At 65.7% G+C, this 19,182-nt stretch carries 20 protein-coding genes; 5 read left to right on the top strand and 15 right to left on the bottom strand.

All coding sequences use genetic code 11. The features are described from left to right. Positions 1 to 41 precede the first annotated feature (41 nt). The 3 genes from G6N36_RS07855 to G6N36_RS07865 are packed head-to-tail and all read right to left on the bottom strand — an operon-like array spanning position 42 to position 1,777. A complete protein-coding gene (locus G6N36_RS07855) occupies positions 42 to 506 on the bottom strand; it encodes a tetratricopeptide repeat protein (protein ID WP_163686017.1) in 465 nt (154 codons plus the stop codon). Beyond that, positions 506 to 1,240 (bottom strand): 4-hydroxy-tetrahydrodipicolinate reductase, encoded by a 735-nt coding sequence (gene dapB / locus G6N36_RS07860; RefSeq protein WP_163686018.1) that lies wholly within the window; start codon positions 1,238 to 1,240, stop codon positions 506 to 508. The genes G6N36_RS07855 and dapB overlap by 1 nt, the downstream gene beginning before the upstream one ends. Positions 1,241 to 1,261: 21 nt before the next feature. Beyond that, a complete protein-coding gene (locus G6N36_RS07865) occupies positions 1,262 to 1,777 on the bottom strand; it encodes an HTH-type transcriptional regulator AldR (RefSeq protein ID WP_163686019.1) in 516 nt (171 codons plus the stop codon). 91 nt (positions 1,778 to 1,868) lie between these two features. Here G6N36_RS07865 and ald point away from each other — a divergent pair, with 91 nt between their 5' ends. Beyond that, complete coding sequence (gene ald / locus G6N36_RS07870; RefSeq protein WP_163686020.1) at positions 1,869 to 2,984, top strand: alanine dehydrogenase; 1,116 nt, start codon at positions 1,869 to 1,871, stop codon at positions 2,982 to 2,984. On the opposite strand, the gene G6N36_RS07875 is transcribed toward ald, so the two are convergent. The 7 genes from G6N36_RS07875 to G6N36_RS07905 all read right to left on the bottom strand — a co-directional run bounded on the left by G6N36_RS07875 (position 2,985) and on the right by G6N36_RS07905 (position 10,317). Continuing rightward, the gene (locus G6N36_RS07875) at positions 2,985 to 3,374 is read right to left on the bottom strand and encodes a YchJ family protein (RefSeq protein WP_163686021.1); all 390 of its coding nucleotides are present in this window, start codon (positions 3,372 to 3,374) and stop codon (positions 2,985 to 2,987) included. Positions 3,375 to 3,573: 199 nt separating this feature from the next. Next, positions 3,574 to 4,491 carry a class A beta-lactamase gene (gene bla, locus G6N36_RS07880; RefSeq protein ID WP_276067094.1) on the bottom strand — a complete coding sequence of 306 codons (918 nt, stop codon included), beginning with the start codon at positions 4,489 to 4,491 and terminating at the stop codon, positions 3,574 to 3,576. A gap of 18 nt (positions 4,492 to 4,509) precedes the next feature. After that, positions 4,510 to 5,877: a M16 family metallopeptidase gene (locus tag G6N36_RS07885; RefSeq protein ID WP_163686022.1), complete on the bottom strand. Its 1,368-nt coding sequence runs from the start codon at positions 5,875 to 5,877 to the stop codon at positions 4,510 to 4,512. After that, on the bottom strand, positions 5,840 to 8,095 hold the full coding sequence (locus G6N36_RS07890) for a polyribonucleotide nucleotidyltransferase (protein ID WP_163686023.1): 2,256 nt from the start codon (positions 8,093 to 8,095) through the stop codon (positions 5,840 to 5,842). The genes G6N36_RS07885 and G6N36_RS07890 overlap by 38 nt, the downstream gene beginning before the upstream one ends. A 307-nt stretch (positions 8,096 to 8,402) precedes the next feature. Further along, positions 8,403 to 8,894 (bottom strand): LppU family putative lipoprotein, encoded by a 492-nt coding sequence (gene lppU / locus G6N36_RS07895; RefSeq protein ID WP_163686024.1) that lies wholly within the window; start codon positions 8,892 to 8,894, stop codon positions 8,403 to 8,405. Between the two features lie 10 nt (positions 8,895 to 8,904). Continuing rightward, positions 8,905 to 9,174 carry a 30S ribosomal protein S15 gene (gene rpsO, locus G6N36_RS07900; protein WP_083127559.1) on the bottom strand — a complete coding sequence of 90 codons (270 nt, stop codon included), beginning with the start codon at positions 9,172 to 9,174 and terminating at the stop codon, positions 8,905 to 8,907. A 159-nt stretch (positions 9,175 to 9,333) separates the two neighbouring features. Next, entirely contained in the window at positions 9,334 to 10,317 is a 984-nt protein-coding gene (locus G6N36_RS07905) for a bifunctional riboflavin kinase/FAD synthetase (protein WP_083127558.1), read from the bottom strand. Between the two features lie 107 nt (positions 10,318 to 10,424). Here G6N36_RS07905 and mntR point away from each other — a divergent pair, with 107 nt between their 5' ends. Continuing rightward, on the top strand, positions 10,425 to 11,096 hold the full coding sequence (gene mntR / locus G6N36_RS07910) for a manganese-binding transcriptional regulator MntR (protein WP_163690538.1): 672 nt from the start codon (positions 10,425 to 10,427) through the stop codon (positions 11,094 to 11,096). A 32-nt stretch (positions 11,097 to 11,128) separates the two neighbouring features. Here the strand turns inward: mntR and truB are convergent, their stop codons facing one another. Genes truB through G6N36_RS07925 form a run of 3 tightly spaced genes read right to left on the bottom strand, consistent with a single transcriptional unit; the run spans position 11,129 to position 13,634 of the window. Beyond that, positions 11,129 to 12,010: a tRNA pseudouridine(55) synthase TruB gene (gene truB, locus G6N36_RS07915; RefSeq protein ID WP_163686025.1), complete on the bottom strand. Its 882-nt coding sequence runs from the start codon at positions 12,008 to 12,010 to the stop codon at positions 11,129 to 11,131. Next, the gene (pptT, locus tag G6N36_RS07920) at positions 12,007 to 12,687 is read right to left on the bottom strand and encodes a 4'-phosphopantetheinyl transferase PptT (RefSeq protein WP_163686026.1); all 681 of its coding nucleotides are present in this window, start codon (positions 12,685 to 12,687) and stop codon (positions 12,007 to 12,009) included. The genes truB and pptT overlap by 4 nt, the downstream gene beginning before the upstream one ends. Continuing rightward, the gene (locus G6N36_RS07925; RefSeq protein WP_083127555.1) at positions 12,687 to 13,634 is read right to left on the bottom strand and encodes an ACP phosphodiesterase PptH; all 948 of its coding nucleotides are present in this window, start codon (positions 13,632 to 13,634) and stop codon (positions 12,687 to 12,689) included. Before G6N36_RS07925 ends, pptT begins: the two co-directional genes overlap by 1 nt. 156 nt (positions 13,635 to 13,790) lie before the next feature. Between G6N36_RS07925 and G6N36_RS07930 the strand changes: the two genes are divergently transcribed. Continuing rightward, positions 13,791 to 14,378, top strand: coding sequence for a DUF3558 domain-containing protein (locus tag G6N36_RS07930; protein WP_163686027.1), 588 nt, complete (start codon positions 13,791 to 13,793; stop codon positions 14,376 to 14,378). Here G6N36_RS07930 and G6N36_RS07935 read toward each other — a convergent pair. Together G6N36_RS07935 and G6N36_RS07940 are read right to left on the bottom strand one after the other, a co-directional pair. Beyond that, on the bottom strand, positions 14,368 to 15,441 hold the full coding sequence (locus tag G6N36_RS07935) for a DUF7064 domain-containing protein (RefSeq protein ID WP_163686028.1): 1,074 nt from the start codon (positions 15,439 to 15,441) through the stop codon (positions 14,368 to 14,370). The genes G6N36_RS07930 and G6N36_RS07935 overlap by 11 nt on opposite strands. Then, on the bottom strand, positions 15,431 to 16,564 hold the full coding sequence (locus G6N36_RS07940) for a sulfotransferase family protein (RefSeq protein ID WP_163686029.1): 1,134 nt from the start codon (positions 16,562 to 16,564) through the stop codon (positions 15,431 to 15,433). Before G6N36_RS07940 ends, G6N36_RS07935 begins: the two co-directional genes overlap by 11 nt. A 55-nt stretch (positions 16,565 to 16,619) precedes the next feature. On the opposite strand from G6N36_RS07940, the gene G6N36_RS07945 reads away from it, so the two are divergent. Next, a complete protein-coding gene (locus G6N36_RS07945) occupies positions 16,620 to 17,234 on the top strand; it encodes a TetR/AcrR family transcriptional regulator (protein ID WP_163686030.1) in 615 nt (204 codons plus the stop codon). Between the two features lie 10 nt (positions 17,235 to 17,244). Further along, positions 17,245 to 18,918 carry a CocE/NonD family hydrolase gene (locus tag G6N36_RS07950; RefSeq protein ID WP_163686031.1) on the top strand — a complete coding sequence of 558 codons (1,674 nt, stop codon included), beginning with the start codon at positions 17,245 to 17,247 and terminating at the stop codon, positions 18,916 to 18,918. Positions 18,919 to 19,182 lie beyond the last annotated feature (264 nt).

The raw sequence follows: 19,182 nt of genomic DNA on the forward strand, positions 1-19,182 counted from the left end.
CGTGTGATGGACGATCAGCAATGTCCTATTCGATGGATTGCTCAACGTTGCTCCTCCATCTCCACCGCCTTCTTCATTGCTTCGCGCGCGCGGCTGCGATCGCCGGCGTAGTCGTAGGCGCGGGCCAGCCGATACCAACGCCGCCAGTTGTCCGGGTCCTGCTCCAACTCGTCGCGCACGGTGGCGAAGAGCGCGTCGGCGGCCTCGCGCTCGATCCGTCCCGAGGCCATCCGCGGCAGTGAGCTCACGTCGAGTTCCATGCCCTCGTCCTTGACGATCCGGCCCAGCCGCTGGTGTGCGAGCCCGGCCCGCAGCGTGCTGACCAGAACCCAGATGCCGATCAGCGGCATGATCATCAGCGCGGCACCGAGCCCGATTGCGGCGGGTTCACCAGAGGTGAGGAACGCCAACGCGATCCGGCCGAGCAGAAAGAAATAGACGATAAGCGCTACGCACATGAAACCGATCAGCAGCTGGATGCGCAGCGCTCGCGATTTCTCACTCATCAGAGGTCGAGCAGCGGCTCAATACCCACGGTGAGGCCGGGACGTTCGGTGACCTTGCGCACCGCGAGTAGCACGCCGGGTACGAAAGACGTGCGGTCGATGCTGTCGTGCCGGATTGTCAACGTCTCACCCTGCGTGCCGAACAGCACTTCCTGGTGCGCAACGAGGCCCGCCAACCGAACCGAGTGCACGGGAATTCCGTCGACGTCGGCACCGCGGGCACCCTCGAGGCCCGTGCTCGTCGCGTCGGGATTGGGCGGAAGGTCTTTGCGCGCCTCGGCGATCAGCCGGGCGGTGCGGGCGGCCGTGCCCGACGGCGCGTCGGCCTTGTGCGGATGGTGCAGTTCGATGACTTCGACGGACTCGAAGAACTTGGCGGCCTGCTGTGCGAAGTGCATCGACAGCACCGCGCCGATCGCGAAGTTCGGCGCGATGAGCACCGCGACATCCGGCTTGCCGGACAGCCACTGCTGGACCTGGCTGATGCGCTCGTCGGTGAAGCCGGTCGTACCGACAACCGCGTGGATTCCGTTGTCGATCACGAATTTCAGGTTGTCCATCACGACGTCGGGATGCGTGAAGTCGATGACGACGTCCGTGCGCGAGTCGACCAGTTCACTCAGCGGATCACCAGCATCGACCCCCGCGGTGAACGTCAGGTCCGCAGCCTCTTCGACTGCCTGCACCATCGTCGCGCCGACTTTGCCCTTTGCCCCCAGCACCGCCACTCGCATGGGCCAACCCTAGTTGGTCGCTCAGAGCGGGGAGGCGCCGCGCAGGTGCTCGAAGATCAACGACGTCTGCGTTCCTGCCACGTCGGTGTCGGCGTTGAGGTTTTCCACCACGAACGACCGCAGGTCGTCGGTGTCACGCGCCGCGACGTGCAGGATGAAGTCCTCAGCACCTGCCAGGAAGTAGACGTCCATCACCTGGGGCTTGCGTCTGATCTGGTCGATGAAACTGTGAATCTTGCCGCGGGCGTTGGATTGCAGGCTCACCGAGATCATCGCCTGCAGGGTCAGACCGATGGCCGCGGGATCGATATCGGTGTAGAAGCCGCGGATCACGCCGAGGTCCTGCAGCCGGCGTAGCCGCGCGTGACAGGTCGACGGGGCGACGCCGACGACGTCGGCAAGGGCGCTGTTGGAAATGCGCGCATCCCCATGGAGCGTGAGCAGCATCCGCCGGTCGACGGCGTCGAGGTCGACGGCCTGAACATCCTTCGGAGAGCGCGGTGGACGCGCCGGTCTGATCGATGTTTCTTCACTCATCTCGGCACTCTAACGAAGAATCACCAGCGTTATTGCCATTCGATCGAATGTTATTCAAACTTTAGGAAGCAAATCAACTATAGGAGCGATCATGCGAGTCGGTATCCCGACCGAGATCAAGAACAACGAATTCCGGGTTGCCATCACCCCGGCCGGTGTCGCCGAGCTGGTGCGGCGGGGCCATGAGGTGCTCATTCAGGCCGGCGCGGGCGAGGGCTCGGCGATCTCTGATGCCGACTTCAAGCGCGTTGGCGCGCAGATGATCCCCAGCGTCGACGAGGTGTGGGCCGAGGCCGAGCTGCTGCTCAAGGTCAAAGAGCCGATCGAGGCCGAGTACTCGCGCCTGCGCGAGGGCCAGACCCTGTTCACCTACCTGCACCTCGCCGCCTCCAAGCCGTGCACCGACGCGCTGCTCGCCTCGGGCACCACGTCCATCGCCTATGAAACCGTCCAGCTGACCGACGGGTCCCTGCCGCTGCTGGCCCCGATGAGCGAGGTCGCGGGACGACTGGCCGCCCAGGTCGGCGCATATCACCTGATGCGAACCCGAGGTGGTCGCGGCGTGCTGATGGGCGGCGTCCCCGGCGTCGCGCCGGCAAAGGTTGTTGTCATCGGCGGTGGCATGGCCGGCGACAACGCCGCCGCCGTCGCCTGGGGCATGGGCGCGCACGTCACCGTGTTCGACCTCAACATCAACATCCTGCGCAAGATCGACGCCGAGTACGGCGGCGCCATCGAGACCCGTTACTCGTCCACACTCGATCTGGAGGATGCGGTCAAGGAGGCCGATCTGGTCATCGGCGCGGTGCTCGTCCCCGGCGCCAAGGCGCCCAAGCTGGTGACGAATTCGACTGTGGCGCACATGAGGTCCGGTGCGGTGCTCGTCGATATCGCGATCGATCAGGGCGGGTGCTTCGAAGATTCGCGGCCCACCACGCACGACGATCCGACCTTCGCGGTCCACGACACCGTGTTCTACTGCGTGGCCAACATGCCGGGCGCGGTTCCGCGCACGTCGACCTACGCGCTGACCAACGCCACGATGCCCTACGTGCTGAAGCTGGCCGACAAGGGTTGGCAGGCCGCATGCGAAGCCGATCCGGCGCTGGCCAAAGGACTGTCGACGCACCAGGGCTCGCTGCTCTCCCAGCAGGTCGCCACTGATCTGGATCTGCCCTTCACCGATCCGGCCGCACTGCTGGCCTGATCACCTGAACAACTCCCCGTCCAGGTAAAACCACCGACGGGCCCGAACGGCGAAGCGGGACCGCTCATGTAGCGTCCCGCTTCGTCTGTTCTGTCGGTAGTGCGCACGGAATTCGACCTCGCCCGAATCATCGCCGGCGCGGCCGGCGACGGTGTCCACGATCTCCAGCCCGGTCCACGTCAGTGCGGGCTCCGGCGTCAGCTCCGAGGGGCGTGTCCTCGGGTGCCACGTCTGCCAGACATAGCCGAGGTTGTCGACGGTAAAGGCGCTATAGCGTGACCGCATCAATTGTTCGGCCGTTTCGGCCTGGCGTTCGCCCAGGTGCAGCGGTAGGCAACAGCGTCCGAACAGCAGTTCCGAACCGCAGGGACACAACGCGGCCGGATCCATGCCCACAGTGTGCCAAGCCGACTTTGCTGCGATATAGGGGTCCCTGAGGGCTGCATCGTAGGGCTTCACCCGATTCCTTCCGCGGGCGGCTTCGATACCGTTGGTCCAGCTTCAGGTGCTCCACACACCCCGCAAGCAGTCGTCTGTCCAGGCACACCCGGACTACCCGGGGGGGACCGGGTGTCCTGGTCAGCGGCGTCTAGGCGAGCAGCGTCGGCAGCACCAGCGCCGTGGTCTCCCCGATGAGCGGGCGCATGTTCGCCGTGTGGGGATCATCGGCTTGCGACCGCGTCATGATCGCGAGCAGGACGCGTTGGCCGTCTGGCCCGTACGCGATACCGACGTCGTTGGTGGTGCCGTAGTCCCCGCTGCCGGTCTTGTCGGCACTGGTCCAGTCCGGCGGCAAACCCGCCCGCATGCTCGACGTCTGATTGGCACGCATCCAGTCCTCGAGCAGGCGGCGTTGAGGTGGCGCGAGGACGTCTCCCTCGAGCATCGCGCGATAACCCCAACCGAGCGCCTCTGGTGTGCTGGTGTCCCGCGGATCCCCCGGCGTCGCAGAGTTCAGCTCTGTCTCCCAGCGGTCCAGACGCGTCTGTCGGTCCCCGATGCTGCGCGCGAACGCGGTGATCGCAGGCGGCCCGCCAATCCTGCTGAGCAGCAGGTTCGCCGCGGCGTTGTCACTCTGCTGCAGCGTGGCCTGGCACAGCTCGGCGAGCGTCATCTCGCTGCCTGCGCGCGGTCCGGTGACGGGTGAATTCGGCAGGATCTGAGCCGGGTCGACGAACATCCTGTCGTCGAGCGAGAGCTCGCCGTGCTGAGCCATCTGCAATACGCGCGCTGAGGCATACCCTTTGAACACCGAACACAGGGCAAATTGATCCTGTGCGCGGTGTGCAACGGTCTTGTTTGACAACAGGTTTGAAGCGAACAGCCCGATAGCGGCGTTGTGGCGTTGCTCTAGACCCTGCAGGGATGCCTCGATGGACGACGGCGGCTGTGCCGTCGCGTTACGTGGCGCGGATGCGGCCACTGCGGCGAGCGTCAACCCACCGAGCAGAACGTTTCGTCTAGACAGTTGCTGGATGTCGGCGCCGGAGCGCCTCAGTCGAGTCATCGACCCCAGCCTAGGCGATCAGCGTGTGATGGCCCGAAGCGGCTGTGGCAGCATCCTTTTCGAAGTTTGCGGACCGAGAACTGCGCCACCGTATTGCCGGGTCAGCAGTTTGCGCGCGACGGTGTTCACCTCGTCTAGCGTCACTGCTTCGATCCTGGATAGGGTGTCGGCGATCGTGCGATGCGCGCCATAGTTCAGCTCGCTTCGGCCGATCCTGTTCATTCGGGAACCCGAATCCTCCAGTCCGAGCACCAGTCCGCCACGCATCGAGCCCTTCGCGATCCGGTACTCGGTCTCGGTGATGCCGTCACGGGCCACGTCCTCGAGCACATCGACGGTCACCCGGACGACTTCTGCGAAGCGCTCGGGAAGGCACGCGGCATAGATCGACAGCGCACCGCTGTCAGCAAACGTGTCCACCGTCGAATAGACCGAGTACGCAAGCCCACGGGTTTCCCGAATCTGTTGGAATAGACGTGAACTCAGGCCACCACCCAAAGCGGTGTTGAGCACCGACAATGCCCACCGATGCTCCCAGTGCCTGCCCGGTGTCCGGACGCCCAGCGACAGGTGGGTCTGCTCGGCGTCTTTGTTGACGATCTCCAACGTCGGCCGGCCCGTGACGCGACCGGTGCCCTTGCGCGGGGCCACCGGCTTGTGGCCGCGCACCAGGCGAGGACCGAAGTGTTCACGCACCAGCGACACGACCTCGTGGTGGTCCACATTTCCCGCGACCGCCATCACCATCCGCTCCGGCGTATAGCGGCGCATGTGGAACGAATGCAGTTGCGTCCTGGTCATGGACGCGATGGACTCCGCGCTGCCGATCACCGGCCGCCCGACAGGATGCGCGCCGAACATCGCCGACAGGAAGACGTCGCCGAGGGTGTCCTCGGGATCGTCGTCGCGCATCGCGATCTCCTCGAGCACGACGGCACGCTCGATCTCGACATCGTCTGCGGCACAACGCCCCCGCAGCACCACGTCGGCCACCAGGTCGACGGCCAATTCGAGGTCGGTGTCGAGCACATGCGCGTAGTAGCACGTGTGCTCACGGGCGGTGAACGCGTTCAGCTCGCCCCCGACAGCGTCCACCGCCTGCGCGATATCGACCGCGGATCGCGTCGGCGTCGACTTGAACAGCAGGTGCTCCAGGAAGTGCGCCGCACCGGCCACGCTGGGTCCCTCGTCACGGGACCCGACGTCGACCCACACCCCCACCGATGCCGAATGCACCGACGGGACGTACTCGGTGACCACGCGCAGGCCACCGGGTAATACGGTGCGCCGCACCTTGGAAAGGTCTCGAGTAGATGATTCCTTGTTGTCTGCGCCGCGACGCAAAGCCCTAGCTCGTGGCTGCTGCGGCATCTGCTGGCGCGGCATCAGGGGATGCTTCAGCTGCTTCGTCTTCGGCGACGAGGACCAGCGAGATCTTTCCACGGTTGTCGATGTCGGCGATCTCGACGCGCAGCTTGTCGCCGACCTTCACCACGTCCTCGACCTTGGCGATCCGCTTGCCGCGGCCCAGCTTGGAGATGTGCACCAAGCCGTCCCGGCCCGGAAGCAGCGATACGAACGCACCGAAATCGGTCGTCTTCACCACCGTTCCGAGGAACCTCTCACCAATCTTGGGCAGCTGCGGGTTGGCGATCGCGTTGATCTTGTCGATGGCAGCCTGTGCCGCTTCGCCGTTGGAGGCGCCGACGAACACGGTGCCGTCGTCCTCGATCGAGATCGACGCACCGGTCTCCTCGGTGATCGAGTTGATCATCTTGCCCTTGGGCCCGATGACCTCGCCGATCTTGTCGACCGGCACCTTGATCGTGGTGATCCGCGGTGCATACGGGCTCATCTCGTCGGGCTCGTCGATGGCCTCGGCCATCACCTCAAGAATCGTCAGGCGCGCGTCCTTGGCCTGCGCCAGCGCGCCGGCCAGCACCTGCGACGGGATGCCGTCGAGCTTGGTGTCCAGCTGCAGCGCGGTGACGAACTCCTTGGTACCGGCGCACTTGAAGTCCATGTCGCCGAACGCATCCTCGGCGCCGAGGATGTCGGTGAGGGTGACGAACCGTCGCTCGATCCCGCCGCCGTCAACTGCGACGTCGTCGGATACGAGACCCATCGCGATACCGGCGACCGGGGCCTTCAGCGGCACACCGGCGTTCAGCAGCGACAGGGTCGACGCACATACCGAACCCATCGACGTCGAGCCGTTGGAGCCCAGTGCCTCCGACACCTGGCGGATCGCGTACGGGAACTCCTCGACGCTGGGCAGCACGGGCATCAGGGCCCGCTCCGCAAGGGCGCCGTGGCCGATCTCGCGACGCTTGGGCGAACCGACGCGACCGGTCTCACCGGTCGAATACGGCGGGAAGTTGTAGTGATGCATGTACCGCTTGCTGGTCTCGGGGCCCAGCGAGTCGATCTGCTGAGCCATCTTGACCATGTCCAGCGTCGTGACACCCATGATCTGGGTCTCGCCGCGCTCGAACAGCGCGCTGCCATGCGCCCGCGGCACGACGGCCACCTCGGCGCTCAGAGCCCGGATATCGGTGATGCCGCGGCCGTCGATGCGGAAGTGGTCTGTCAGGATGCGCTGGCGCACAAGCTTTTTGGTGAGCGATCGGAATGCTGCGCCGATCTCCTTCTCGCGGCCGGCGTACTGGTCGGCCAACCGGTCGAGCACCTCGACCTTGATCTCGTTGGTGCGATCGTCGCGCTCTTCCTTACCCGCGATGGTCAGCGCCTTCGACAGCTCGTCAGTGGCCACCGCCGAGACGCTCTCGAACACGTCGTCCTGGTAGTCGGGGAACACCGGGTAGTCGGCCGTCGGCTTGGCGGCCTTCTCGGCGAGCGCCTCCTGCGCGGTGCACAGCGCAGCGATGAACGGCTTGGCGGCTTCGAGACCCTCGGCGACGACCGCCTCGGTCGGGGCACCCGCGCCACCGGCGACGAGCTCGATGACCTTGTCGGTCGCCTCGGCCTCGACCATCATGATCGCGACGTCATCGGCGGTTTTACGGCCGGCGACCACCATGTCGAACACGGCTCCCTCGAGCTGCTCGATGGTCGGGAACGCGACCCACTGGCCGTCGATCAGCGCGACGCGCACGCCACCGACCGGGCCGGCGAACGGCAGACCGGAGATCTGGGTCGACGCCGACGCGGCGTTGATCGCCAGCACGTCGTACAGATCCTTGGGATCCAGGCTCATCACGGTGACGACGACCTGGATCTCGTTGCGCAGACCCGAAACGAAGGTCGGGCGCAGCGGCCGGTCGATGAGGCGGCAGGTAAGGATCGCGTCCGTCGACGGCCGGCCCTCACGGCGGAAGAACGAACCCGGGATGCGACCCGCGGCATACATCCGCTCCTCGACGTCGATGGTCAAGGGGAAGAAGTCGAAGTGGTCTTTGGGCTGCTTGCTGGCCGTGGTGGCCGACAGCAACATGGTCTCGTCGTCGAGATAGGCGACGACAGAGCCGGCGGCCTGCTTGGCAAGCCGGCCGGTCTCGAAACGGATGGTGCGGGAGCCGAAGCTCCCGTTGTCGATCACGGCGGTGGATTCGTACACGCCGTCTTCAAGTTCAACTACAGACATGGGTGTCCGTATGGCCTCTCTGGTTCACAGTCTTCACTGTTCAACTGTTTTCGCGTTGCCACAGAGGGTGAATCACCGGCCTCGACTGGGCCACGGCCATCGATCGAAGCTGTCGGGTATCGGACCCGGCAACCACTACCGAAGACCGTGCGATCGGGCATGTCGTTGATCCAGCACATCCGATGTGACACGCGGGAACGGCGCTCGCGGAACTGCGATCACCGCACCCGAACATTCGAGCCGAAACCGGCTGTCGAACTCAGCCATCCTACATTGCAGCAGGTACGGCCCGAAATCCGCCGGACCCTCAGGCCACATCCTCCACGCATACGGTGAAGTTGCGCTCGTCGTAGGGATAGCCGACGCCGCTTGCGCACTGGTCGACGTTGGCGACGTTCTCCAGCACCTCGGTGGCGCGTTGCCGGTTGGGCACCGAGGAATCGTCGCAGTCGACCCGCAGCGGATCCTTGTCGTTGTTCGGATCGATGCTCATGCAGTCGCCGACCACCCAGTCGATATCCATGCAGATCGTGGTGCTGGTATCGGAGAACGTGCCCTTCATCGAGTAGTAAGAGTCGACGTCCGCCGGGCAATGATCGCTGTCTTCGGCCGTAGCGGCCACCTTGAAGTTGGACTCCGAGGTTCCGCACTCGACCCTGGTCACTTCCGGCCGCTCCGGGGTGCCACCCGTCTTCAGGCAGTCCCCTACCGCGAGATCCGTCGCGGATGAGGAAGAACACCCCGTCAAACCACCCAAAACGACGATCGCCGCTACGACGATCGCGGGCAGGTTCCGCACCCGCGTCGCGTCAGCGACGCAGCCCAAGGCGCTCGATCAACGAGCGATAGCGCGCCACGTCGACCTGCGCGACGTACTTGAGCAGGCGGCGGCGACGGCCGACCAGCAGCAGCAGACCACGTCGCGAGTGGTGGTCGTGCTTGTGCATCTTCAGATGCTCGGTCAGGTCAGCGATGCGCTTGGTCAGCAGCGCGACCTGAGCCTCCGGCGAGCCGGTGTCGGTGTCATGCAGGCCGTACTCGCCCAGAATGGTCTTTTTCTGTTCGACAGTGAGCGCCACGAAACAACTCCATCTATTTCAGTCCGCGAACATGAGGCCTGGGCCCCCAAATAAGCGCAGCCACCGCGAACTGCAGCACACGCTCGGTCGGCCAGGAGTCTACCGCGCCGGTGGCCGAGCCGCGAAATCGAGCACGTCGCTGAGCTGCGAAATCGCAGGCTAATGCGCCGCCAGGATGGTGCGCGCCCGTTCGGTGTCGGCACCCATCGCGGTGACCAGCTCCTCGACCTTGGCGAATTTCTCCTGCCCGCGGATGCGCGCGACGAAATCGACCGCCACGTGCTGGCCGTACAGATCGGCGGACGTGTCGAGGACGAACGCCTCCACGGTGCGGGTGCGCCCCGAGAATGTGGGGTTGGTGCCGACCGAGACGGCTGCCTGGTAGCGCTCACCCGGGACGACGGCGCCCGCGATGGGGCCGTGGCCGAGCACCGTGAACCATGCCGCGTAGACGCCGTCGGCGGGAATGGCCGAGTACATCGGCGGCGCCACATTGGCCGTCGGAAAGCCCAGGACCCTGCCGCGTCCGTCACCGCGGACCACGACACCCTCGACGCGGTGCGGACGTCCCAGAGCCTCGGTAGCGGCGACCATGTCACCTGCGTCGACGCAGGACCGGATGTAGGTCGACGAGAACGTGACGGTTTCCTCGCTGTTGGTGGCTGCGGCCTCAGATACCAGGGACATGCTCTCGACCGCGAAGCCGAACCGGTCACCCGCTTTGCGCAGCAGGTCGACGTTGCCGGCCGCCTTCTTGCCGAACGTGAAGTTCTCCCCGACCACGACCTCGACGACGTGCAGCCGCTCGACCAGCAGTTCGTGGACATAGCGCTCGGGTGTGAGCTTCATGAAATCCGAGGTGAACGGCATAACCAGGAATACGTCGATGCCCATGTCCTCGACCAACTCGGCGCGCCTGGTGAGTGTCGTGAGCTGGGCGGGATGACTGCCGGGGAAAACGACTTCCATGGGATGTGGGTCGAAGGTCATCAACACCGTCGGCACGCCGCGGGACCGGCCCGCCTTCACCGCGTGGTTGATCAGCTCCTGATGGCCTCGATGAACACCGTCGAACACGCCGATGGTGACGACACATCGGCCCCAGTCCGTCGGGATCTCGTCCTGTCCCCGCCAGCGCTGCACAGCGCAAGCCTACGGCGCACGCGTCGCCACGGCCGCGCTAGATCGCCAGATCAGGTGACAACTGCCTAAACTTCGTAAGCGTGAACGGTGATCCGCGCGACTTGACGATGGTCGCCCAGGATTACCTGAAGGTGATCTGGACTGCCCAGGAGTGGTCGCACGAGAAGGTCAGCACCAAGATGTTGGCCGAGCGGCTCGGCGTATCCGCCAGTACGGCGTCGGAGTCGGTGCGCAAGCTGGCCGACCAGGGCCTGGTCGATCACGAGAAGTACGGCGCCGTGACACTGACCGACGCCGGCCGCGCGGCCGCTCTCGCGATGGTCCGCAGGCACCGGCTCATGGAGACCTTCCTTGTCCGCGAACTCGGATACAGCTGGGACGAGGTGCACGACGAGGCCGAGGTGCTCGAACACGCGGTGTCCGAGCGGATGCTCGAGCGCATCGACGCCAAGCTCGGCTATCCGACGCGCGACCCGCACGGCGATCCGATTCCCGCCTCCGACGGCCGGGTCCCCACCCCGGACGCCCGCCAGCTGTCGGTCTGCCGCGACGGTGACACCGGGACCGTCGCCCGGATTTCGGACTCCGACCCGGAGATGCTGCGGTATTTCGACAGTGTCGGCATCAGCCTGGACTCGCGGCTGCTGGTGCTGGCCCGCCGCGACTTTGCGGGCATGATCTCGGTGGCGGTCAAGTCCGCCGATGCGGGTGAACACGAAAAGGGTACGACCGTGGAGTTGGGAAGCCCTGCGGCAGAAGCTATTTGGGTGGTCGGCTAGATCGGCGCCATCAGTCGGCGTGCCCGCGACCGCTAGAGGGTGGCCGGTCGCAACACGACCACCGACTTGGTGCGGACCGCGTCGTCTCTCAGCAACGCGATGACCTGTCCGTCGGGCGAGGTCGCCGCGTAAACGCCCTCAACACCAGCGACTTTCAACGGCCGGCCATGGCGGGTGTCCTCGGTTTCCTCAGCCGACAGGTCGCGACGCGGGAACGCCAGCAGGCACGCCTCGTCGAGCGTGTACGACAGGCGCGGCCGTTCGGCGAGGTCCTCCAAACCGGCGGCCTGATCCAGCTCGAACGTGCCGACCCTGGTCCGGCGCAGAGCGGTCAGGTGTCCACCGACGCCGAGCGCGGCACCGACATCGCGCGCCAGCGCGCGGATGTAGGTTCCGCTGGAGCAGTCCACTTCGACGTCCATGTCGACGAGATCGCCCTCGTGCCGGACGGATAGCACGTCGAACCGCGCGATACGCACCCTGCGCGGGGCGAGCTCGACGGTTTGTCCCTCGCGGGCCAGCTTGTAGGCCCGCTGTCCAGCGACCTTGATGGCGCTCACTGCCGACGGAATCTGATCGATCTCACCGCGCAACGCAGCCACCGCTGTCTCGATCTGCGCCTCACCAACTCCAGTGGCCGAAACCGTCTGCAGCACTTCGCCTTCGGCATCTTCGGTCGATGTCGTCTGACCCAGCCGGATCGTCGCGGCATACGCCTTGTCGGTCGCCGTCAGCATGCCGAGGATCTTGGTGGCCCGTTCGATGCCGACCACCAGCACCCCCGTGGCCATCGGGTCGAGAGTGCCCGCGTGACCAACCTTTCGGGTGCCGAAGATCCGCCGGCAGCGGCCCACCACGTCGTGGCTGGTCATCCCCGCCGGCTTGTCCACGATGACAAGACCAGCTTCGGTCATAGCACGATCGCCGTGAGCGCGAGACCGTCACGTACCGACCACCGGCCCGCCAGCGTCTGCAACGGTGGCCCCGACGGTGCCGACGGGTCGATGAGGATCCGTGATTCGAATCCGCCCGCCGTGCCGGTGGCGTCGACGTCGAACGTGATGTGTGCGTCCTCGAATCCCAGCCAGCGGTTCGTGACAGGGAACCACGCTTTGTAGGTGGCTTCCTTGGCACAGAACAGGATTCGGTCCCAATGCAGTCCGTATGGCAGTGCCTGTAACTCAGCGCGCTCCCCCGGCAGGCTGATGGCGTCGAGCACGCCTTTGGGGAGGACGTCGTGCGGCTCGGCGTCGATACCGACGGAGCGGATCGCGTCGTGCCGCGCCACGGCCGCGCCTCGGAAGCCCTCACAATGCGTGAGGCTGCCGACGACGCCGTTGGGCCAGCACGGTTCGCCCTTCTCCCCCTTGAGAATCGGTACGGGCGCGATACCGAGCTCGCCAAGCGCTTCCCGTGCGCAGTAACGCACGGTGACGAACTCGTTGCGCCGCTTGGCCACCGACTTCGCGATCAGCGGCTCTTCTTCAGGCAGCGGGGCGAGTTCCGGTGGGTCCGTGTACATCTCCGCCGCGGCCAGCGCATCGCCGTGCTCGGGCAGCACGCCGGAGAGCAGAGTCGCCATGACCGTCATCAGTACCTGGCCTGGATGCGCTGCTGCATCTTCTGGGCGTGCTCGCGCATCTCCTGCGTGATCTCGAAGTGCCCGCCGAATTCGTTGAGATAACCGGGCGCGTACTTCGGGTCGGGAAGTATCTGCCGCAGCCAGCGATATGGCTTGCGGCGCCGCCACTCCCGCGGATAGCCGACCGACACTTCCTCGTGGCGAACACCGTCGTACCACGTGGTGCGCGGGATGTGCAGGTGGCCGTAAACCGAGCACAGCGCGTTGTAGCGGGTGTGCCAATCGGCGGTCGCCGTGGTGCCGCACCACAGCGCGAACTCCGGATAGAACATCGCATCGCACGGTTCGCGGACCAACGGGAAATGGTTCACCAGGATGTTGGGAGTCATCCAGTCGAGGTCCTCGAGCCGCTTGCGGGTCGAGGCGACCCGGTCGCGACACCATGCGTCGCGGGTGGCGTAGGGCTCGGCCGACAACAGGTACTCGTCGGTGCCGACGATGTTGCGCTCGCGGGCAATGGCAAGCCCCTCGGCCTTGGTCGCTGCCCCCTCGGGAAGGAACGTGTAGTCGTAGAGCAGGAACATCGGCACGATCGTCGCCGGACCGCCCTCTTCCGTCCACACCGGGAACGGGTGCTCGGGGGTGATGACGCCCATCTGGTCGCACACGTCGACCAGGTAGTCGTAGCGGGCTTTACCGAAGATCTGCATCGGGTCGCGGTTGGTGGTCCACAACTCGTGATTGCCCGGCACCCAGATCACCTTGGCGAAGCGCTTCCGCAGCAAGTCCAAGGCCCAATAGATCTCGTCGGTGCGTTCACCGACATCTCCGGCCACGATCAGCCAGTCGTCGGGTGTGGACGGGTGCAGCGACTCGGTGATGGGCTTGTTGCCCGTGTGACCGGTGTGAAGGTCGCTGATCGCCCATAGGGTGGGCTGCCTACCGTCGCGTGTCACAGCCCTCCAGCCTACGTGCGGGCGACGAGCGCTCTCGCAACCCAACTAGAACATGTTCTCTTTTCCGCTTCGGACCCTGACTTCGGGCCGCTACACTCCCCGGGCAGGATCCGACCAGAGGCCGGCGGCCCCGCCGCCACGACAGCAGGGGGTGTAATGATCGCCAAGCTGCGCGTTTTCGCAGCGCTGTGTGCGCTCGTCGCAGCGGTGATCGCGGTCGGCCAGTCCCACCCCGGCGAACCCATGCAGGTGCGCGCCTCGGACATTCCGATGACCAACGTCACAACCAGCATCAAATATCCGGTCATCGACATCACCGATCCGGATCCGTTCAACCCGTGCCGTGACCTCCCGCTCGACGTGATGGGGTCCCTCGGTCTGACCTTCACGCCGCCGATCCCCGAGGAAGGGATGCGGTGCAAGTACGACGCGGGCAACTACCAGATGACCGTCGAGGCCTTCGTGTGGAAGACGTTCGAGGAGGCCCTTCCGGCGGATGCCATCCAACTCGACATCGACGGCCACCGTGCCGCGCAGTGGTGGGTCATGAAGCCGACCGACTGGAACAACCGCTGGTGGATCACCTGCGCCATCGGATTCGACACCGATTACGGCTTGATCCAACAGACGATCTTCTTCTCGACGATTTACTCCAACCCGCCACCGGACTGCATGCAGACCAACCTGCAGCGCGCCCACGAGCTGGTGCCGCACTACATCTTCCAGGGCCCCTCTAACGAGTGATCTTGTCCATCGGACTCGAGCGTTCGAGCATTCCGATGGTTTCTTCACCGTCCCAGCGATAGCGCACCCCGGCCTGCTGTAGCGCCGGAAAGGTCCAATTCGCCATCTTCTCGAGCATTTCGGCGGGCACCTCGCTGGGGTCGGTGATGTCATGCGTCGACACCACGGTCTCGCCCTCGATGTGCACGGTGCCGCGCTCGGTTTCCAGCACGACGGAGACGTCCTCGCCCTTGGGCTCCAGACGCGTCAGCCACGGCGCCTGCACGGCGCGCGCCGGGATCAGCTCACCGTCGCCAGCCGAATCACCGAGGTACAGGTAGCCCTCGTTGAACGCGGGCTCACCGTCGGGCCGCTGTGGGTAGGCGATGTAGCCGAAAGCCCGTCCTCCCGGAAAGAGCGCCGACTGCCAGCAGTGGCCCCAGAACCCCTCAAGACGGCGTACGCCCTGGCGACGGATCCGGAGGCCGCTCCCCGCGAACGCGTGCTGTTCGCCGGCCACGTGCACCGAGCCCGTCGCCCGGAATAGCTGCTCGTAGCGGGGTCCTCCCATGAGATCGCCGACGATCGACGTCTTCAACTGCGCATCCGCATCGGCCTGCAGTGCGCCCTGCACCCACGGCGGCACCGCCATGGTCGCCTCGACCTCGAATCGCAGGTCGACTGACGGCCCGTCCTTGCGGCCCGCGATCAGATCGGCCGACGACGTCGCGTCGGCCTTTCCGTCGAACGTCATCGTCCACACGTCGAACGGTTTGACGCACGCGAACGCGAGCGGGCCCGCGCCCAGCACCGACGGCTTGCCGTCCGCGCCGATGGGCGACACGCTCGGGCCCTCGTCACGCAGTCGGTACACGCGCCCGTCGGCGAACGCGACGTTCACCTGGACGCCGTGCGCCTCCCAGTTCGCGGCGACCGCTTCGACACCGATGCGTGGCAACCCCACACTGCCGCGGTCGTCGACGACCCAGAAACTCACCGAATCCCGCATCTCCGGGTTGTCCGGTCGCTGCGCGAACATGTATTCACGCTCGGCGTCGATGCCGCCGGTCAGGTCAATTGCCATGCGAGCCTCCCAGGTAGGCGTCGACGTAGGTGGCGAACAGCGGCCGAATCGCGTCGGCGTCGATACCGAATGCTTTCGGGTCGGCTTTTGGGTGTGGATCGTGGTTGTGGGCGTTCTCGGCCCACCACGCGCGCATGCCGTCCTCGAACTCAGTGGTAACGGGCGCCCCGAGCCAGGCGTACAGTCGGCGCACCTCGCCGATCGGGTCGCCCTGCATGGCCCGAAAGTCGATGTCGAAGAAACGATGATCGGCTCCGCCGGCGCGGAACTTCAGCACGCGGTCGATGCCCGTCGACCACTGTTTGACGTTGAGCTCGCCCAGATACCGGCGGTCGACGTCGTCGCTGAATCCGGAGACGATGTCGGCGTACACATCGGCGACCGAGAGCATCACGTCGGCCGGGTCGCGGTGGGTCATCACGAATCGGGCGTCCGGGAACACCCGGTCGAGGAAGCCGAGGGAGATCACGTGGGCCGGTGACTTCAACCGCCACGGTCGTGTTGGCTCACCCCACTGCAACAGCTTGAGCACGCGACGCTCGTAGTGGTAGGTGGACGTGAAGTCGGCCCGGTCCAGCAGCCAGTCGGAGTACGACGGTATCTGCGCGAACGCCTGGAACATCTGCGATTTGAAGTCGAGCGCCATCAGATCGAGGCATTCCATCGGCCCCGCAACATCGTTGGGCACGTGTTGCCTGCTGCCGACGACAACGGGCCGTGCCTCAAGCGGAATTCTCGGGTCGTCACCCTGCACCGTCGAGGGGGGCGGGCACGGCCGGGTGGACTCCCAACTGCGTAGGTAGCGGATGTGTGGATCGCGGGCCAGCAGGAACGACAGCGCCGTCGACCCGGTGCGGGGCAGGCCGAGTCCGAACAACGGCGCCTCGATCTGCTCGTCGTCGATCTCGGGATGACGGCGATACCAGTCCTCGACCTGTAACCGCTGGCACAGGTGCAGTCCGATGCGGTCGTAGACGAACGCTTCGCCGCGGGGGTTCAGTCGCGATTCGTCGCCCAGGGCGCGCACGAGGATTCCCAGGCCCTCGCGGAAGGAGTCGTCACCGAAATCGTCGAGTCCGGTGCGTTGCACCGCAGCGCCGGTCAGGTCGTCGAGCGATGGCACGGTGCACCTCCCCTTCGGCACGGAGTCGATTTGGTGACAGTACACTGTCACTATTATGAGCGAGTCGTCAATGGCGCGGCGCACCTACGACAACCGGGCGCGTCAGCAGAAGGCGGCCCAGACGCGGGAGCGCATCGTCGCGGCCGGCAGCGAATTGGTGCACGCCTTCGACTCCTGGAACTGGCGAGATCTGACGTTCAAGGCGGTGGCCGAACGCGCGGGCGTCGGCGAGCGGACCGTTTACCGGCACTTCCCCACCGAACGACATCTGCACGACGCGGTCATGCAGCGACTGGAGTGCGAGGCGGGCATCTCCTACGAGGATGTCAACCTGACCAACATCGACGACGTGACGGCCAGGGTCTTCGCGTCCTTGCAACGATTCTCCGTACGGAGATCCGTTGACACGCCGCAGGATCCGACGTTCGTCGGCGTCGACGCCCGGAGGCGCGAAGCGCTCGTACGTGCGGTGTCGGCGTCTGCCCCCGCATGGTCGGCCGCCCAGCAGCAGATGGCAGCGGCCCTGCTCGACGTGCTCTGGAACGTGCCGAGCTATGAGCGGCTGGTGGGGGTATGGGGCATCGACGGGACCGATGCGACGCGCGCGATCGGGTGGGTCATGGCCAAGGTGATCAGTGCTATCGAGGACGACGATGCGCCACCCGCGTAGCGTGCGTGAGATGACCGCGGTCTCCGACAACGCCACCTCCACGTCGTCCCGAGGCAAATTCGGGACATTCCGCGACCGGACCCTGACCCGACTGCTTCGCCTGCCTCCGCAGACGACCGAATATTCGGTGCACACCGTTCGAGTGCCGATGCGCGACGGTGTCGAATTGCTCACCGACCACTACGAGCCCGCGACTCCCCATCCGGCGGGCACGCTGCTGGTGCGCTGCCCTTACGGCCGGGGGTTCCCGTTCTCCTCGATGTACGCCGGCGTGTACGCCGCGCGCGGTTACCACGTGGTGTTCCAAAGCGTGCGTGGCACATTCGGCTCCGGTGGAGACTTCGTGCCCATGGTCCACGAGAAGGCCGACGGCGCGGACACCGTCGCGTGGCTGAGGCTCCAGCCGTGGTTCACCGGTTCGTTCGCCACCATCGGCCTTTCCTATCTCGGCTTCACCCAGTGGGCCTTGCTCGCCGACCCGCCGCCGGAGATGAAGGCCGCCGTCATCACGGTGGGCCTACACGATCCCAGCGGACCGCGTTGGGGTACCGGCTCGTTCGCACTGAACGACTTCCTCGGCTGGAGCGACCTGGTCGCCCGGCAGGAGGGTCCGAAACTGCGTTCGACGGTCCGGCAGTTACGCGCCCGGCGTGCGTTGAGTCGGGCGACGAGCGGGCTCCCGGCCGGAGATGCCGGCCGGACGCTGTTGGGCAAGGGCGCAACGTGGTGGGAGGAATGGCTCAGCCATCCCGAGGCCGACGACCCGTTCTGGGCCGACAGGAGCGCGTGGGATGCGCTGCAGCGCAACGATATTCCGGTATTGCTGATCGGCGGCTGGCAGGACCTGTTTCTGGAGCAGACACTCACGCAATACGACGCGCTGAAACGGCGCGGGGTGGACGTCGCCGCGACCATCGGCTCGTGGACGCACACACAAGTCATGTACAAAGCGGCGGCGACGGTGACGCGCGAATCGCTGGACTGGTTCGACGCACACGTCGGTGGCAAAGGAACAACGCGCAGTCCGGTCCGCATCGAGGTGAACGGCAAGGGCTGGACCGACCTGCCGGAGTGGCCGCCGGCGATGCCCGAGCGAGTGCTCTACCTCCAACCCACCGGCCGCCTCGGCGATGCAGTGCCGCCCGACACCGCATCCCCGACCCGTTTCACGTACAACCCGGTGGATCCGACCCCCACGATCGGCGGCCGCCTGCTCGCACCCGAGGGTGGCTACCGCAAGGACGCGAAACTCGCCGAGCGGCCCGACGTGCTCTGCTTCACCGGCGACCGGCTACCTGCCGATCTGTATGTCGTGGGGACGCCGGTGGTCGAGTTGACGCATTCCTGCGACAACCCGTACCACGACGTGTTCGTCCGCATCAGCGAAGTCGACGCCAAGGGCGTCTCCCGCAACGTGAGCGACGGATACCGCCGCAGCGCAACGGCTTCGGGTGATCCCGGCACCGTCCGCATCGAGCTGGATGCGACCGCCCACCGGTTCCGCGCCGGCTCGCGGATCCGGGTGCTGGTCGCCGGCGGCTCGCATCCGCGGTTCGTGCGCAATCTCGGAACCAACGATCCCCTGGTCAGCGCGCGAGAGCTCATGGTGTCGACGCACACCGTGCACCTCGGCGAGGGTGGGGTGTCCCGGCTCGTGCTGCCCGCAGGCCCAGACGCGCCTTGAGGCCGCTGAGCAAACACAATTGTCGACCGCTGATTGCGGAATGCGCGAAATGCAAGTATTTCATAGGAAACGCATACACTAACTACGACGGCAGGCGAACAGCTATGCGCGATTTCGCCCGCCATCTCGTGTACGGTCAGTCACCCAAAACAAAAAGTGGCGACGAGTGCGAACCCCACACCTTTGGCGGCGAGACCACCGGCGGCGTCGAATAAATCGACACGTGGCCGGGGCGCTGCGTTGTCGTGCTACCGCCGGAATCAT

This window comes from Mycolicibacterium gadium, assembly GCF_010728925.1.
GTDB lineage: Bacteria > Actinomycetota > Actinomycetes > Mycobacteriales > Mycobacteriaceae > Mycobacterium > Mycobacterium gadium.

Bases quoted from the DNA above. Each gene is read 5' to 3' on its own strand.
- G6N36_RS07855 (WP_163686017.1), bottom strand. From the start codon at position 506: ATGAGTGAGAAATCGCGAGCGCTGCGCATCCAGCTGCTGATCGGTTTC.
- dapB (WP_163686018.1), bottom strand. From the start codon at position 1,240: ATGCGAGTGGCGGTGCTGGGGGCAAAGGGCAAAGTCGGCGCGACGATG.
- G6N36_RS07865 (WP_163686019.1), bottom strand. From the start codon at position 1,777: ATGAGTGAAGAAACATCGATCAGACCGGCGCGTCCACCGCGCTCTCCG.
- ald (WP_163686020.1), top strand. From the start codon at position 1,869: ATGCGAGTCGGTATCCCGACCGAGATCAAGAACAACGAATTCCGGGTT.
- G6N36_RS07875 (WP_163686021.1), bottom strand. From the start codon at position 3,374: ATGGATCCGGCCGCGTTGTGTCCCTGCGGTTCGGAACTGCTGTTCGGA.
- bla (WP_276067094.1), bottom strand. From the start codon at position 4,491: ATGACTCGACTGAGGCGCTCCGGCGCCGACATCCAGCAACTGTCTAGA.
- G6N36_RS07885 (WP_163686022.1), bottom strand. From the start codon at position 5,877: ATGCCGCGCCAGCAGATGCCGCAGCAGCCACGAGCTAGGGCTTTGCGT.
- G6N36_RS07890 (WP_163686023.1), bottom strand. From the start codon at position 8,095: ATGTCTGTAGTTGAACTTGAAGACGGCGTGTACGAATCCACCGCCGTG.
- mntR (WP_163690538.1), top strand. From the start codon at position 10,425: ATGGTCGCCCAGGATTACCTGAAGGTGATCTGGACTGCCCAGGAGTGG.
- truB (WP_163686025.1), bottom strand. From the start codon at position 12,010: ATGACCGAAGCTGGTCTTGTCATCGTGGACAAGCCGGCGGGGATGACC.
- pptT (WP_163686026.1), bottom strand. From the start codon at position 12,687: ATGACGGTCATGGCGACTCTGCTCTCCGGCGTGCTGCCCGAGCACGGC.
- G6N36_RS07930 (WP_163686027.1), top strand. From the start codon at position 13,791: ATGATCGCCAAGCTGCGCGTTTTCGCAGCGCTGTGTGCGCTCGTCGCA.
- G6N36_RS07935 (WP_163686028.1), bottom strand. From the start codon at position 15,441: ATGGCAATTGACCTGACCGGCGGCATCGACGCCGAGCGTGAATACATG.
- G6N36_RS07945 (WP_163686030.1), top strand. From the start codon at position 16,620: ATGAGCGAGTCGTCAATGGCGCGGCGCACCTACGACAACCGGGCGCGT.
- G6N36_RS07950 (WP_163686031.1), top strand. From the start codon at position 17,245: ATGACCGCGGTCTCCGACAACGCCACCTCCACGTCGTCCCGAGGCAAA.